The organism is Pseudoalteromonas sp. CO348 (assembly GCF_004208845.1).
GTDB lineage: Bacteria > Pseudomonadota > Gammaproteobacteria > Enterobacterales > Alteromonadaceae > Pseudoalteromonas > Pseudoalteromonas maricaloris.
Genome location: NZ_SGPI01000005.1, coordinates 20709 through 36080 on the forward strand (window position 1 = coordinate 20709; position 15372 = coordinate 36080).

Annotated in this window: 13 protein-coding genes and 1 riboswitch; of the genes, 6 read left to right on the forward strand and 7 right to left on the reverse strand. The window is 45.3% G+C overall.

Annotated features, from left to right (window positions below; translation table 11 throughout):
* Nucleotides 1–85: 85 nt before the first annotated feature.
* Complete coding sequence (locus tag EXT48_RS01025) at nt 86–985, forward strand: bifunctional GNAT family N-acetyltransferase/hotdog fold thioesterase (protein ID WP_045990413.1); 900 nt, start codon at nt 86–88, stop codon at nt 983–985.
* Nucleotides 986–1058: 73 nt separating this feature from the next.
* On the opposite strand, the gene EXT48_RS01030 is transcribed toward EXT48_RS01025, so the two are convergent.
* The 5 genes from EXT48_RS01030 to dapA all read right to left on the reverse strand — a co-directional run bounded on the left by EXT48_RS01030 (nt 1059) and on the right by dapA (nt 6250).
* A complete protein-coding gene (locus EXT48_RS01030) occupies nt 1059–2081 on the reverse strand; it encodes a phospholipase A (RefSeq protein ID WP_010607757.1) in 1023 nt (340 codons plus the stop codon).
* Nucleotides 2082–2294: 213 nt separating this feature from the next.
* Nucleotides 2295–3407, reverse strand: coding sequence for a succinylglutamate desuccinylase/aspartoacylase family protein (locus EXT48_RS01035; RefSeq protein ID WP_130163344.1), 1113 nt, complete (start codon nt 3405–3407; stop codon nt 2295–2297).
* A 2-nt stretch (nt 3408–3409) separates the two neighbouring features.
* Nucleotides 3410–4615 (reverse strand): PLP-dependent decarboxylase, encoded by a 1206-nt coding sequence (locus EXT48_RS01040; RefSeq protein ID WP_130163345.1) that lies wholly within the window; start codon nt 4613–4615, stop codon nt 3410–3412.
* Nucleotides 4615–5355, reverse strand: a complete 741-nt coding sequence (locus EXT48_RS01045; RefSeq protein ID WP_130163346.1) for a 2,3,4,5-tetrahydropyridine-2,6-dicarboxylate N-succinyltransferase — start codon at nt 5353–5355, stop codon at nt 4615–4617. Before EXT48_RS01045 ends, EXT48_RS01040 begins: the two co-directional genes overlap by 1 nt.
* Nucleotides 5356–5365: 10 nt before the next feature.
* Nucleotides 5366–6250 carry a 4-hydroxy-tetrahydrodipicolinate synthase gene (gene dapA / locus EXT48_RS01050; protein ID WP_130163347.1) on the reverse strand — a complete coding sequence of 295 codons (885 nt, stop codon included), beginning with the start codon at nt 6248–6250 and terminating at the stop codon, nt 5366–5368.
* A 115-nt stretch (nt 6251–6365) separates the two neighbouring features.
* A riboswitch (Lysine riboswitch) is annotated at nt 6366–6544 on the reverse strand.
* A gap of 142 nt (nt 6545–6686) precedes the next feature.
* Between dapA and EXT48_RS01055 the strand changes: the two genes are divergently transcribed.
* Nucleotides 6687–8411: a response regulator gene (locus tag EXT48_RS01055; RefSeq protein WP_130163348.1), complete on the forward strand. Its 1725-nt coding sequence runs from the start codon at nt 6687–6689 to the stop codon at nt 8409–8411.
* Here EXT48_RS01055 and EXT48_RS01060 read toward each other — a convergent pair.
* Both EXT48_RS01060 and EXT48_RS01065 read right to left on the reverse strand, forming a co-directional pair.
* A complete protein-coding gene (locus EXT48_RS01060; RefSeq protein ID WP_130163349.1) occupies nt 8397–9014 on the reverse strand; it encodes a hypothetical protein in 618 nt (205 codons plus the stop codon). The two genes, EXT48_RS01055 and EXT48_RS01060, sit on opposite strands and share 15 nt — an antisense overlap.
* 159 nt (nt 9015–9173) lie before the next feature.
* Nucleotides 9174–10049 (reverse strand): TraB/GumN family protein, encoded by an 876-nt coding sequence (locus EXT48_RS01065; RefSeq protein WP_130163350.1) that lies wholly within the window; start codon nt 10047–10049, stop codon nt 9174–9176.
* Nucleotides 10050–10577: 528 nt separating this feature from the next.
* Here EXT48_RS01065 and ilvG point away from each other — a divergent pair.
* The 4 genes from ilvG (at nt 10578) to ilvD (ending at nt 15371) form a co-directional block, all read left to right on the forward strand.
* A complete protein-coding gene (gene ilvG / locus EXT48_RS01075; RefSeq protein ID WP_130163351.1) occupies nt 10578–12239 on the forward strand; it encodes an acetolactate synthase 2 catalytic subunit in 1662 nt (553 codons plus the stop codon).
* On the forward strand, nt 12236–12478 hold the full coding sequence (gene ilvM / locus EXT48_RS01080) for an acetolactate synthase 2 small subunit (RefSeq protein ID WP_010376329.1): 243 nt from the start codon (nt 12236–12238) through the stop codon (nt 12476–12478). The genes ilvG and ilvM overlap by 4 nt, the downstream gene beginning before the upstream one ends.
* A gap of 20 nt (nt 12479–12498) precedes the next feature.
* On the forward strand, nt 12499–13422 hold the full coding sequence (locus EXT48_RS01085) for a branched-chain amino acid transaminase (protein WP_010607766.1): 924 nt from the start codon (nt 12499–12501) through the stop codon (nt 13420–13422).
* A gap of 92 nt (nt 13423–13514) precedes the next feature.
* The gene (gene ilvD / locus EXT48_RS01090) at nt 13515–15371 is read left to right on the forward strand and encodes a dihydroxy-acid dehydratase (RefSeq protein WP_010607767.1); all 1857 of its coding nucleotides are present in this window, start codon (nt 13515–13517) and stop codon (nt 15369–15371) included.
* The last annotated feature ends 1 nt before the right edge of the window (nt 15372 follow it).

Genomic DNA, 15372 nt, shown 5'->3' on the forward strand with positions numbered 1-15372 from the left:
TCCCTACACTGAGCTTATCTTGTAGGGTGTATCCGTACTAGATTCAAAGTCATTTAACAGGCTAATAACAAAACAGGAGTCAGTGATGTTTGAGGTAACTTCACCACAAAGCAGCGAAGATTGGCAAGCCTATTACCAGTTACGCTGGCAGGTGTTAAGAGCGCCATGGGATCAACCTCGTGGCAGCGAACAGGATGATTTAGAACAAGAAGCTGAACATCGCTACATTAAAAATAATGATGGTGAAGTGCTAGGCGTAGCTAGGCTCCATTTTAACAATCATAAGCAAGCACAAGTACGCTATATGGCCGTTGCAGAAGGGCATCGAGGTCATCACTTAGGTAGCCGTTTGCTACACGAGCTTGAGGTTATTGCTTGGACGCAAAAAGCAGAAGAGCTGGTTTTGTATGCTCGCGAGCGCGCGTTATCATTTTACGAGCGTCATGGCTACGAAGTGGTTGAAAAGGCGCATTTAGCCTATGGCGATGTGCAGCACTGGAAGATGGTAAAACAACGTCCTACGGAGCCAGGCTGGTTTAGGCAGCCAGATTGGACCCATGTATTACAAAATACTTGGCGCGAGTCTATTCCAATCAGTGATGCGATGGGGATTAAAGTAGAAAGCTATACAGATTGGCAGTTTTCCACTAAGGCTGACTTAAAAGCGAACCTCAACTTACACAACTCGATGTTTGCAGGCTCTATATATAGCATGGCGACGCTAACGGGCTGGGGGGCGACTTATTTAGCACTTAAAGAGCTTGGCTTAGAGGGTGATATTGTGCTGGCTGACGCTAATATTAAATATCTAAAGCCTTTAACCACGGCACCAGCGGCAACGGTTACCATTGCGGACTGTGAAGGTGAATTACAAGCGCTAGAGACGGCTGGCAAAGCAAAGTATGTGGTGCCAGTGAATGTCTATGATGGCGACATGCTAGTTGCTAAATTTGAGGGACAGTTTGTGGTGGTTAAACCGCAATAAGTAGAGAATTATTCTCAGCTTTCCAAATGAAAAAGCTCTGAGTGTTCAGAGCTTTTTTTGTATTCGAATGCGCTTAAAGAATATCAGTGAGCAACACGCCAATACCAAGCCTTTGGGTATGTGTATTGTAGTCTATTAAGCTTTCGCCGTAGCCATTAAAGTATTGTGCGTAGCCGCGCAGTCTTCCCCAAATCGGGAATGACCAGTCTAGCTGAATTGCACCGCGATTATCACTGTTTAAGTTATTGCGCCACATAAAGCCAAACTCATGCTCCTCGTGACGATATACCCCGCTAAACTCGAAATGACCTAAGTACTCGTCGATGTTTGGGTTGTCGTCTCCGCGTGGATCCAAGGCATCTTCTTTGTCGTCTTCAGGTAAGCGATACCAAGGTTTAAAACTGAATACAAAGCCTCGGTTTTCCCAGATAAAATTCGCATAGATACGATTCCAAGAGCGGGAGTTTGGTTGACTGCGACCGTTAGATTGATGGGAAATCCCAAGTACAAAGGCCATCTCATCGCCCCACAGCACGTTTTCATCATCTAAAAAGTTAATCCAAAAGATTTCTGGCTCATAGTTGGTTTCACGAAATGGCGAAGAGACATCTTTGTTATACAGCTGCCAATACGATTGCAGCGTAAAAGCAAAATAAATTGCCTGATCTTTATCCGAGAAGTTTTTATAAATAGGGGCTTTTAACGAGATTTGGTATTTGGCTTCAAAGTTGTCGATTGGCTCGCCGTCTTCATCGTCAATGGCTTTTAGACCGTCGAATGGTCTGCTGTTGACGTTGGTCATATAAGAAACTGGCAAAATATAGTTACGTTTATGTGGTGTTAATACATTACGGTTCTTTTCCGTTACACGTTCACGCGCCATGCGTTTATCTAATTGGCTTAAGGTTTTATCTGCATCAGCCTCGGCACATTCGGTACGGACCTGTTCTATGGTTTTATCTTTTTCTCCAGTTAATACCGCGTTTAGCACGCACTGTTTGACTAAATCGATTTCATCTTCCTGTTGGGCTTCTTGAGCGTAAAGTGGCAAGGTAAGCAAGGCCAAAGCCGGTATTGATAAGTGTGTAAGTTTCATCCTGTGTGCGCCGAGAGTAAGTACAATTGATTACATTATTAACCAATGATAATGAAAGGGAAATGAATCTCGAAGGTCAAAAATGTCAGAAAGAAAAATACGGTCGAATAAGAAAAAGGTGGCGGCTATCGCCGCCATACCTTAGTAAGCGTTAAGCTAAACAAGCAGAGCTTATTTGCTTTGACTTACTCTCACGCAATAAAAGTACTCAAGTTAAAGCGTTTCAACTTGAGTAAAAAACTTATAAAGCTCAGTACCTTGATTCACACTAGCAGAGGCAAAGTGCAAAATGGCGATGGCATCTTCGTCTAACTTGATCTCATTTAAGGGCGTTTCTGATAAATAGCGCTCCATTCTGAGAATTTTAGCGATGGTTTGACCCGCCTTGATATGTTCTCCAAGCTTTGCCGTATACTCCACCATGCCTCCCATCGGGGCATAAAAGGCGCGATAATTTTCTAGTCGACAGACGTAACGGGTGATGTCTTGTGGCATAAAGTGCGCATCTTGAAAGGCCTGTTTATGGTTCAAGTAGCTCAAAATGCTGTTAGCGTCATTCAATGCTTCCACTAAATCAATCTTTTCTTGAGAGCCAAGCTCAACCGTAAACGCTTCGGTCAATACTGGGATCTCTCGGCCTATAGCCTGATAGGCTTGCTGCAAGTTCCACCATGGACAAAAACTGGCTTCATCCATTGCTCCATCAAAGTCACTTGGAATAAGTAACACATGCGGAATATCAAAATATCGAGCGCTGTCTTTTGCATACTCAGGACAGTACAGGTGTTTTGCTGAAATTGGCCCCGTGTGTAGGTCTAAAACAATGTCAGCTTCATGAGCTAGACGTTGTAAATTCAAGGCGATGCGCTTACCTGTTGTCAACCTGTCTAAGGGCCCATCAAGTAGTGCTTGGGTGCGCTCAACTAATCGTTGGCGAAATTGCTGAGCGATTTCTGTTATTGATAGCGTCGGATTTTGCTCCACAAACTCGGCAACCAACCCAGAATGGTTGATGTACATCCGATTCCAATTCGTGCCTGTAATTGGATCGAATCGACCTAAGGTAAACTCACCAGATTTCTGATTACAACCAATCGGGTTTGCGTAAGGCACTAAGGTGATGTCCGCTGTTAGTGACAATTGCTTCAACTGTTCCAGCAGTTGATAAATCACCGCATTACCTTGCACTTCGGCGCCATGCATATTTGCTTGGATATACACCTTAGGCCCACTGCCATCACCTTTGATGCGATAGACCGGAATAGTTAAAGGCAAGCCGTTGGCAATTTCACCAACCTGAATATGTTGTTGTGTAATGGTATTCATGTTTACCTCAAATAACTTGAAGCGGGCTCTGCTTCACGGACACAGCTGATTTCTCCAGCTGAGATGATGTACTCAGCTGGGAGCTCATGACATAAAAAGAACGGCATACTTTCGGTGTAGCCGTAAGCGCCACACTGACTGAAAACAAGCCAATCGCCATCGGCACTGTCGCTTGGTAAGGCTAGGGTGCCTAATTTATCCAATGCTGTGCAAAGTGGGCCATGAATATGAAAGTCTGAGGTATCAGCTTGAGACTGGCGTAACAATTCAACGGGGAAAGCTTGTCCGGTAACGGCTGGACGCAGCAGGTGATTGACACCGCCTGCGACAATCAGTTGTTGTTCACCGTAGTTTTGCTTTTGTTCCACCACAGGGTTGAGATAAAAACCACATTCGCCAACCGCATAGCGGCCTAACTCCATCCATAATTCTTGCACTTGCGTGGCGGATTTTATCAATGCGAGCGCGCCTAATAATTTCTGCCAATCAAGAGAAGGGCTTTGTCTATCATAGGGGATGCCAAGACCACCACCTAAGTCGAGCACTTTTAGAGTAATACCTAAGTCAGCAGCGAGCTGAACTAAAGGTGCAACCATAGCCTGCCAAAGTTCAGCTAGTGTATCGCTGCAGAGCATGTTTCCCCACTGGAAAATATGCAGTCCGACAAAGTCTAGGTGGGTGTAGTCACTTAAAGTTAGGGCTTGCCACTGCTCAGAGCCAAGACCAAAAGGAGTCAGCGTATTGCCACCAAGTGGATTGTGCTCTGCTTTATCAAAGCGTAATTGCACCCGCAGTAAAACTTCAAATTGAAGCTCAAACTCTTCGGCCACTTGATTTAACCAGCGTACTTGATTGAGACTTTCAGCCACGAAAATACGTACGCCTTGTGTTGCAAAATGACGGATCTGCTTTAGCGATTTGGCAGGACCGGTGTTGAGCACGCGTTTAGGAGCGATCCCTTGAGATAACACCTGATCAAGCTCGCCGCTAGATGCCACATCAAAGTTAAACCCAGCGTTATCTAGGGTTTTAATGATATGTGATAACGGATTCGCTTTTACGGCATACCAAAGCTTAACTATTTGCTGATCAACTAAGGGCTTAACATGCGCACTTAGCTTATCTAAGTCGTAGCAAAAGAATGGTGTATCTTGTTGCTGGATCAATGCCTCAGCTGCAGTTCGCTGTGACGTGCTCAACCAAGTCATTAGCGTAGAACCTCTTCCAGCGCCAGTGATGCATCACTTTGTTCATCACGGTATTTTACGATAAGTGCGCATGACATACTTAACCCTTGCTCGCGTGCCCACTCAGTTGAGGCTGGACGAGAGCCTGGGATCACTATCGCGTTTTCAGGGATAGCTTCACCTTTGTCAAGCAAGCGCTCGTTCACGCAGTCATAGACAGGAATACTTGCTGAAAGGCGCACACCCGGTGCTAATACGGCACCGCGTTTAACAACAACCCCTTCAACCAATACACAGCCTGCACCAATAAAGGCATCGTCCTCAACAACAACAGGACTTGCTCCAACCGGTTCTAATACACCACCCACTTGCACTGCTGCACTAAGGTGCACATTTTTACCAATTTGCGCGCAAGAACCAACCAACGCATGACTATCTACCATAGTACCTGAATCAATATAGGCACCAATGTTGACATAAGCCGGTGGCATAATGATTGTGCCGGCTGCGACGTAAGCGCCACGTCTTACACTGCTTCCGCCAGGAACCATACGAACGCCATCTTGGGCAGCAAATCCGCGTGGTGCTAAGTTGTCTTTATCAACAAATCCACCTGGGAACTCCGTATTTACGCCATTTCTAAATGCTTCAAGGATCCCTTGTTTTACTTCTACGTTAGCGTGCCAATGGCCTTGCTCATCCTGTGTTGCCGCACGTACTGTGCCATTTTCTAAATCGTTTAGTAGGGTTAACCAGCTCATGTTTACTGCCTTAATTCCAAGATAAAATCGTTTTGTTCGCGCGAGTGATCGCATCGGTATGGGTGAGTTCCAAATGTGTCAGTGGCGGGCGCAAGTTTGGACTTGTGAGCTTCCCTTGCAAGTGCATTAACACTTTGACTGGTATGGGATTTGCCACTGCAAATAAGCTATTTGCAGCTTCTGACCAAGTGGTAAATAAATTAGGAGAGGTGCCGCTTAACGAGCGCCTTACAAATTCTGCGGTTTGCTGTGGCCATGCGTTTGCCGCAACAGACACCAGACCCGTTGCACCTGCTTGTGCAAAGTAGGGCATTAAGCCATCGTCGCCGCTATAGATTGCGACATCAGGCGCTGCCTGACGAAATGCTTCAAAGGTGGCAATATCACCACTGGCTTCTTTTAGTGCCCACAGATTAGGGTGGCAAGCTAGCTCGCCGAGTAGTTCAGGGGCGATAGCAACGGCACTGCGACCAGGTACATTGTAGAGCATGCAAGGGTTGTGGCTCTCATCGAGTAGTGTGCTAAACCAATGCGTCAGACCAACTTTGCCGGGCTTTGCGTAGATTGGTGAGCCAAGTAAGAGCGCATCAATGGGCTGCGTATTACAAAAGCGCACCCATTGTGTTTGCTGCTCAAGATTACTGCCGCCAACGGCAACCATGAGCGGTACGCTTGGGGCGAGCTGGCAAACAAACTCAACGATTTGTTGCTGCTCTTCTTGGGTAAGCGCAAGGCCTTCGCCGGTACTGCCTAGTAAAAGAATACCGTTACGAGCTTGCTCTTGATCGCGCACAAGCGTTGTTAATGCGCTAAAATCAACCTGATTTTCAGCATCAAAAGGCGTTACTAAAGCCGTCCACAACGGATAGTCAGATAAGTTGAATTGTGATTTCATCTCTACCGAACTTAAATCATGTTCGGAGTTAGGAGGGTGTCCAAACTTCGAACCGTTAAAATTCGAAGAGCAATGGACTTAAAAAAGATAAGGCAGCCAATGGCCTTATTTTTCTAAGACCAGAAGCTCTCCACCAAGTATGTTGGTGACAGTCGCTGGGATTCAGCCCAGTCGCCCGAAATGAGTATTAGCAAACAATAACTCAATTTCTCGGCGTGTATTCCCCTCACTAAGCTGCAACGGAGTTTGCTCTCCTTCACTTAGTTACCTGAATAACGCACCTCTTCCAGCCCTTAATTTGACGCCGTGGCATCAAACTATCTAAATAGGGTGAACACGCATTGAAACATTTTGGCCGTCTAGGTGTCAAGCATCGGACTGTAAATAATACGATTGTTAACTACACTTAACATTGCAGCTGAGACAATGCTATGAGATGAAAAACAAAAATATGTCGTTAATAAATAAAGTTAAAAATCGTTATATCGGGGCATTACTTGCTATGGCTATATTGCTGTCGATGGCGATGGGGATTATGCAGTATTTACTGTATCAGCAGAGCCAAGACGCGCACGTAATTAATATTGCGGGTATGCAGCGGATGTTGTCCCAGCGCATCGCGCTTTTCAGTGCACAAGAGGATAAAAGAGACAGTGAGGATCTTCGTCAAGCCATTGATAAATTTGAAAGTAATCATGAGTTTTTAACTAAAACAGAGAGGGGGGAGGCTATTTATCTGAATGAGGCGCTTGCAGCGCTTTACTACCAAGAGCCAGTGCAATTGGATTTGCAAAGTAATACTTTTGTCACTTTATCAAGGTCTCAGTTTCAGCAGCCAACTCCTCAATTAGTGGAACAAATCTTTACTGCGTCTCAGCATATACTCCCAAACCTGAATGATGCCGTTTCACTATTCGAGCAGCATGCGCGAAGTAAAACAGAGATGGTGAGGAGAATAGAATTGTTAATTTGGCTGCTTGGACTGTTGCTGCTGTTTATAGAAGCGAAACTTGTATTTCGCCCGATGGCGCGAGAGATTGCTGAAGCACTTGATAAATTAGAGGCGGCAAGAAAGCTTGCCGATGATGCTCTGCACTCAAAATCACGATTTTTAGCGCGTGTCAGTCACGAGCTAAGAACGCCACTGCAGGCCATTCAGGGGTATTTAGATGAATATCTGAGTAACAAAGATACCCAGCAATTACAGCATGTGAAAAGCGCAGCAAATCAATTGGATGTATTACTTTATTCGGTTCAAGACTTTAATAACCTTTCCGAGCAAGAAGTGGTCATTGAGCGTCATCAAGTCGCGTTGCGAGAAGTAATAAAATCGGCCTGTATTGCCTTTCAATTAACCGCACATAAGAAATCTCTCGCTTTTAATTTGGCGTTGAGTAATGAGTTAGATGTGACTTGTTATTGTGATAGTAAGCGTGTTGGTTGGTTGATCAGTGAATTGGTCAATAACGCAATTAAATTTACTGAGCGTGGCAGCATTCAAGTATTTGCGGATTTGGTTGTAGATGAAGATACGCCATATTTAGAGTTTGTTGTTGAAGATACTGGGCCTGGGTTCGACTATCAGCAGTTGCGAGAAGCTGTGCATAGCGAGCATTTTCAAGGCACGCAGTTAGGGCTGAAGCGCTGCCGATTACTCACCTCAGCGCTTGGAGGACGATTAGATTTTATTGCGAGGGAACCAACCGGTACAAGAGCAACCTTGAGAGTCCCGATTGAAATTGACAATCAACAGACGCTGGCTCGCACAATGGAGCAGGTGTCAGCTCGCATTTTACTGGTGGAAGATAATTTACTAAATGCGCGCGTGATTGAAAAAATGCTTCAGCCCATAGCCAAGCAGGTAACGCATGTCGAACATGGTGAAGGTGCCCTTGAAGTATATGAGGTGGGTAAGTTTGATATCGTGCTAATGGATTTAAATATGCCTGTGATGGATGGCTTTGAAGCCACTGAGCGTTTGAGAACGCTAGATCCGACCGTGCCTATTTTGGTCGTGACCGCAAATACTAATGCGGAGGATCTGGATAAGGTCTACGCACTTGGCGCAACGGCTCATTTGTATAAGCCGTTGCAACCGGATGTGCTGCATAGCAAAGTGGTGCTATTACTGAATGAGTGTGGAGACTTAGTCTCGTCTTAAACGAATATTTCCAACCCCGACTTCTGCATCGATGGAATACTGGCCTTGACCACGATAGTCTGTTGTCGAGCCAACCATACTCTTTTCGGAAGTTTCTACGTTGCCAAAACCTGATATTGCCGTTTTACCAACACCTGAATCTAAAGACACCTTTTTGAAATCGGTGGCAGTAGTCTCAATTTTAATTTTTCCTACGCCTACCTCTAAATCAGCAGAGTTATTAAGATCTTGAATATCAATTTTGCCAACACCAACCTCAACATCTAAGGCCAAATTAACAGGCACCTTAACTTGCCAAGATAGTTCATAATCATCCGAATTGATCTCGAGTGATAATTTATCTCCTGATGTGTTGCTGTTTAGGGTAGCTTCACTTACATCTGGTTTACCAAACCAACTGTCTGACTCTTTCGGTTCAACCAAAATTTCGACCTCTATGGTGTTGCCGTTGTAAGTTTGTAGATCGATTTTACCTACGGCAATATCCACTTCTAACTCGGCTAGGCTATTGCTTGGGAATGATGCTGTAATGGTTTTTGAATCTTTTGCCTGTGCAGTCATTGCCGCTGCACTTAATGCTAAAACTAACGCTAACTTTTTCATTATTTTTTACCTTCAACGAGAGTGTTTGAAAGGTAAGTCGCAAATAAAAATGAAAAGGTTTAAAAAAGATTTTTATTTTTTAGGGCGTGTTGATGGAAGTACCTGTTTAACACGCCCACAAAGTAAACTACTTACCTCTTAGCATGGTAGCGCTGAGCGTTATAGTCGGGTGACTGAATAACCATTGTTTTTAAGTTGCTCAACGAGGCCATATTTTTCAACAAGATGTAATGCACCAACGGCAATAAACGTTGATTCATTAGGGAGCTGTTTTTTAAGCACTTGCACCCAGTTATTATTGCGTTCGATGATCATCAGTTGCTCGGCTAATTTGCCATATTTATCATCCGAAAAACTTACCTGATAGTAATGTGATAACTTTTCTAAATCGCCGCTTCGCCATGCGGAAACTAAATCCAAGAAGTAGGTATTCAAATCAGACATCTGTGCAAATGTTTCCTTGAGCATGGCGTCACTATGAATACTCAGCTGACTGAACATTTCAAGCTGATATTCTAAGGTTTCAAATTCACCAACTGGGATCTTCTTTTCGTTTGCATAGGCTATTACTTGTTTATCGATGCCATTAGTATCGGTAAATCCGAGCTTTTGATATTCCAGTTGTAGCATAGTTACCATCACGGCCCATGGTGCGTAGCGTTCAAATAAGGCGATATCTATTTGCTTTTTGGAAAAGTAATCTTGTAGCTTCTGATAGACTTCTGCAGAGAGCTGATCTTTTAGTGTTTGGTTGTTTTTTAACAACATAAATGGCATGGAGCGCTGTTGGATCGCAAACGGAGAAAGCGCCTCTAAGTTCACTTCAACCATGACTTTATCACTGCTCGCAATGGCGCTTTTTACCTTGGCTGGTAAACCTTGCATTTGTTTGTCACCGACGTGGACGGTACCAAATAAGTACGACGTTTTGTTGCCCTTTTCTATTTTCCACAGGCCAACTTCTGCGTTGGCGAGATTACTGAAAAGGCTTAAGCAAAGATAAATAAATAACAATGGTGAAAATACTTTAACCATAGTAATGATCCCTGTTGGTTTTAAAGGGTCAGTCTGCGATATCGAAATGTGAATGTCACTAAAAAATGAAGTGCGTTGAGGTGGTAGAAAAAATTTCATATTGGCAAATCGAGAAAGTAAATTTTTCGTTATATCGAAACTGAACCAATAGAAAATTCGCATTTTAAAATGTGTGGTTGTTTTAATTCTTTAGTTTGTGGATTTTTGGTTTTTTTATGCGTTAAAGTCAGGTTTTTAATTTTAAATAGCATAGTTTTTTGTGTTGACTTCAGTGTGCAAGGCGCGGTATTAATAGAAAAAGAGGCAGCACAGTGCTTACACTGAATGATTGCCAAGTTTAAATTTACGGAATTCAAGCAATGTTACTAACAGCAACTCTACTAGTCGTGATTATCAACGTGGTGATTATTATTACCGCGGGGGCTAGTTAGTGCTGTAAGAAAAGTATCAGCATAAACGCCCCCCGCACCAAAAGGTTCGGGGGGCGTTTTCGTTTTAGGGCATAAAAAAGGCAACTGAGAGCAGATCATGAGCAATTCAACAACCGGCGCACAACTTGTTATCAAGGTGCTAGAAGAGCAAGGCGTTAAACACGTATTTGGTTACCCAGGTGGTGCCATCATGCCCATTTATGACGCTTTGTATGGCGCGCCAGTTAAGCACTACTTGACTCGCCATGAGCAAGGTGCTGGTTTTGCTGCTGTTGGGTATGCTCGCAGTACAGGTAAGCTTGGGGTTTGTTTCGCCACTTCTGGACCCGGCGCGACGAACCTTATCACCGCACTTGCTGATGCCATGATGGATTCAGTTCCGCTACTGGCTATCACTGGGCAAGTGCCGACCGCTGCTATCGGTTCGGATGCCTTTCAAGAGGTGGATGTACTGGGCATGTCTTTGTCATGTACCAAGCACAGCTACATGGTTGAGCGAGCGGAAGACTTGGCTGAGGTATTACAAGAAGCCATGTACGTAGCGCAGTCTGGCCGACCCGGTCCGGTGTTGGTCGATATTCCTAAAGATATCCAGTTAGCTAAAGTACCTTTTCATCCTTTTGCTGCGCCACAAGACGAACAGCCGAGGGTTTCGCAAACTGAAGTAGCAAAAGCCAATCAATTATTATGCGATGCTAAACGACCTGTTGCTTACATTGGCGGCGGCGTGCAAAGCGCCGATGCGCAGTCACAGCTGATGCAATTTTTAGAAAAGACCCATATGCCGGCCGTATCGACGCTAAAAGCTTTGGGCAGCGTAACCCCAGATTATGATTATGACTTAGGAATGCTCGGTATGCACGGTACTCAAGCGGCGAATCTGGCGGTTCAGCAATGTGACTTGTTGGTATGTATCGGGGCGCGATTTGATGACCGTGTAACGGGGAATTTGGCAAAGTTTGCTGCAGGGGCGAAGGTGATCCATTTAGATATTGACCCTGCAGAAGTGGGTAAACGAAAACCCGCGGCCGCTTCGCTTATTGCAGACTTAAAACAGTCATTGCCGCAAATTGAATGTGTGGTTACGAATACCGAATGGCTAGAGACCATCGAAGCACTGCAACGTCAACATGCGTGGCGTTATGACTATCCTGGCGAAAAAGTATTTGCACCGTATTTGTTAAATCAACTGAGCCAAAAGCTACCCAATACAGCGGTAGTATGCTGCGATGTAGGCCAACATCAAATGTGGGTGGCACAGCACATGAAATTCACTCATCCAAGCAATCACTTAAGTAGTGGCGGTGCAGGCACGATGGGATTTGGCTTACCAGCTGCAATAGGTGCACAGATAGCACGTCCAGATAACACAGTGATCACGGTATCTGGCGACGGCTCCATCATGATGAATATTCAAGAGTTGGCAACCATCCGCCGTAATAACCTGCCAGTTAAAATATTAATATTAGACAACCAAAGGCTGGGTATGGTGAGACAGTGGCAGCAACTCTTTTTTGACGGTCGTTACAGTGAAACCGACCTGTCAGACAATCCTGATTTTGTCTCATTGGCTGCCGTATTCGGTATTCCTGGACAGACAATTACTCATGCGAACCAAGTAGATGACGCCGTTGACGCCATAGTGAATGCGCAAGGGCCCTATATTTTACATGCTTGTATCGACGATAAAGAAAACGTATGGCCGCTTGTTCCACCTGGTGCTGCCAATGATGAAATGATGACGGAGAGCCTTTCATGAAACACCATTTAACCGTTGCAGTAAAACAACAGAGCATCGCAGTGGAGCGCTTTTTACGCGTAGCCAGACATCGCGGATTTCGCTTAACGAATTTGGAACTACAAGGTCAAGATGACTTATTCCACGTCAAAATGACCGTAGATAGTGACAAACCTATCTATTTATTAACCTCACAACTGAGTAAGCTAGTAGAAGTGCAAGCGGTTGACTTGCATACACTACAGAAACAGGCAATTTAGAAGAATTAAGGTAGTTAACAATGACACAAACATCAGAAGTAATTTGGCATAACGGTGAAATGGTTCCTTATTTTCAAGCGACCACCCATGTGCTTAGTCATGCTTTACATTATGGCAGCTCAGTTTTTGAAGGGATCCGTGCTTACGATACGCCAAATGGTCCAGCTGTTTTCCGCTTAACCGATCATATTCAACGCCTCTTTGATTCTGCGAAGATCTACCGTATGGAAATTCCTTTTACCAAAGAGGAAGTAATCGCAGCGTGTAAAGAGACGATCCGCGCAAATGACTTTACCAATGCTTACCTTCGTCCATTTGCATTTTTGGGTCATGTAGGTCTTGGTTTAAATCCGAAGTCGCACCGTGCAGACATGACAGTCGCTGCGATGGAATGGGGTGCATACCTTGGTGAAGAAGGTTTAGCGCAAGGTGTTGATGTGTGTGTTTCTTCTTGGAGTCGCCTCGCACCAAATACCATGCCTACTGCGGCTAAAGCGGGTGGTAACTATTTATCTTCACAGCTTATTTCAGGTGAGGCGAAGCGTAATGGTTATGTTGAAGGGATCGCGCTTGATGTTAATGGTTACCTGAGCGAAGGTGCTGGTGAGAACTTATTTGTTGTGAAAAAAGGCGTGCTTTATACCCCGCCAACCACAGCTTGTATTCTACCTGGTCTTACGCGCGACACTATCATCCATTTGGCAAAAAAACGCGGTTATGAAGTACGTGAAGAGCCAATCGCTCGTGAAGCGCTTTATCTTGCTGATGAGTTCTTTATGGTTGGTACCGCAGCGGAAGTAGTACCTGTTCGCAGCGTAGACAAGATTACCGTGGGTAATGGTGGTAGAGGTCCAATTACGGAAGAGTTACAGCAGGCCTATTTTGCTTTGGTTAAAGGTCAAGCTGATGACGAAAATGGCTGGTTAGAATACGTAAACGAATAACTTTATTGGTATCGGGGTCAAACGCCCCGAATAAAAGCGCATTGTAAATTGTGGGAATGAGGAACTCGGCATAGCCGAGAAAAAGGTGAAGCATGGCTAAATTACGGAGCAAGACAACTACTGAGGGCAGACAACGCGCGGGTGCTCGTGCATTGTGGCGAGCAACGGGAATGACGGACAGTGATTTCCATAAACCGATCGTTGCGGTCGTGAATTCATATACCCAATTTGTTCCGGGTCATGTTCACCTCAATCAGCTTAGCGCATTGATGGCTGATGCGATAACAGAAGCAGGCGGCGTACCCCGCGAATTTAATACCATTGCTATTGATGATGGTATCGCTATGGGTCACGGCGGCATGCTTTACTCGCTCCCGTCTCGAGACTTAATTGCAGATTCGGTAGAGTACATGGTTAACGCTCATTGTGCCGATGCCATGGTCTGCATTTCTAACTGCGACAAAATCACCCCAGGCATGTTACTTGCGGCACTGCGGTTGAATATTCCGGTGATCTTTGTTTCCGGCGGCCCGATGGAAGCGGGTAAAACTCGCTTAGCGGATATCGATTTAAAATTGGATCTCGTCGACGCTATGGTGAAAGGCGCAGATCCAACCGTGAGTGATGAAGACTCTGAGCAAGTAGAGCGCTCAGCTTGTCCTACTTGCGGTTCGTGTTCAGGCATGTTTACTGCCAACTCCATGAACTGTCTATTAGAAGCGCTGGGCTTAGCGTTGCCTGGTAATGGTACTACACTTGCGACACACAAAGACCGCCAACAGCTTTATTTGGGCGCAGCAAAGCGCATCATGGCTTTATGTGATGAGTACTATGGTAAAGACAATGAGCAAGTGCTGCCACGCAACATTGCTAACCAAGCCGCATTTATGAACGCCATGACATTAGATATCGCGATGGGCGGTTCGTCTAATACCGTGCTGCATTTATTGGCGGCAGCGCAAGAAGGCTTTGTCGATTTTGATATGAATGACATAGACCGCTTATCTCGTAGCACACCGTTTTTGTGTAAAGTTGCTCCGGCAACACAGCAATATCACATTGAAGATGTTCACCGTGCTGGCGGCATTATGGCCATTCTCAACGAGCTGGCCAGAGGCGATAAGTTGGACCTTTCAGTGGGGCACGTTGCTGGCGGAAATCTAGGTGAAGTTATTGCGCGTTGGAATGCCGCAGACCGTGATAACGAGCGGGCACAAACTTTCTATCGCGCGGGGCCTGCGGGGATCCGCACTACCCAAGCTATGAGCCAAGAGTATCGCTGGGATGAGCTTGATTTAGACCGTGAAGGCGGCTGTATTCGCTCCATCGAGCATGCCTTTAGGCAAGATGGCGGCCTTGCAGTATTGAAAGGTAACTTAGCGCCTGATGGTTGTATTGTGAAAAGTGCCGGGGTGGCCGATGAAATGCTGCGCTTTACAGGGCCCGCTGTAGTATTTGAATCTCAAGACGATGCCGTCGAGGGGATACTAGGTGGCCAAGTTAAGAAAGGTGATGTAGTGATCATTCGCTACGAAGGGCCTAAAGGTGGTCCGGGTATGCAAGAAATGCTGTACCCAACTAGCTATCTTAAATCGATGGGGCTAGATAAAGACTGCGCTTTACTTACCGATGGTCGTTTTTCTGGCGGTACTTCTGGACTTTCTATTGGCCATGCGTCTCCAGAGGCTGCCAGTGGTGGCAATCTGGCGCTGGTTGAAAACGGCGATGTTGTCGCTATCGACATCTATAACCGCAGTATTGACGTTAAACTGGACGACACCGAGTTGGCGCTGCGCCATGAAAAGCAACTCGCTCGTGGTAAAGAAGCGTACAAACCAGTTAACAGAGAACGTTATGTGAGTCCCGCGCTAAAAGCCTATGCACTGTTAGCAACGAGTGCAGACAAAGGCGCGGTACGTGACTTACAAAAACTAGAGGAGTTAGGCTAGC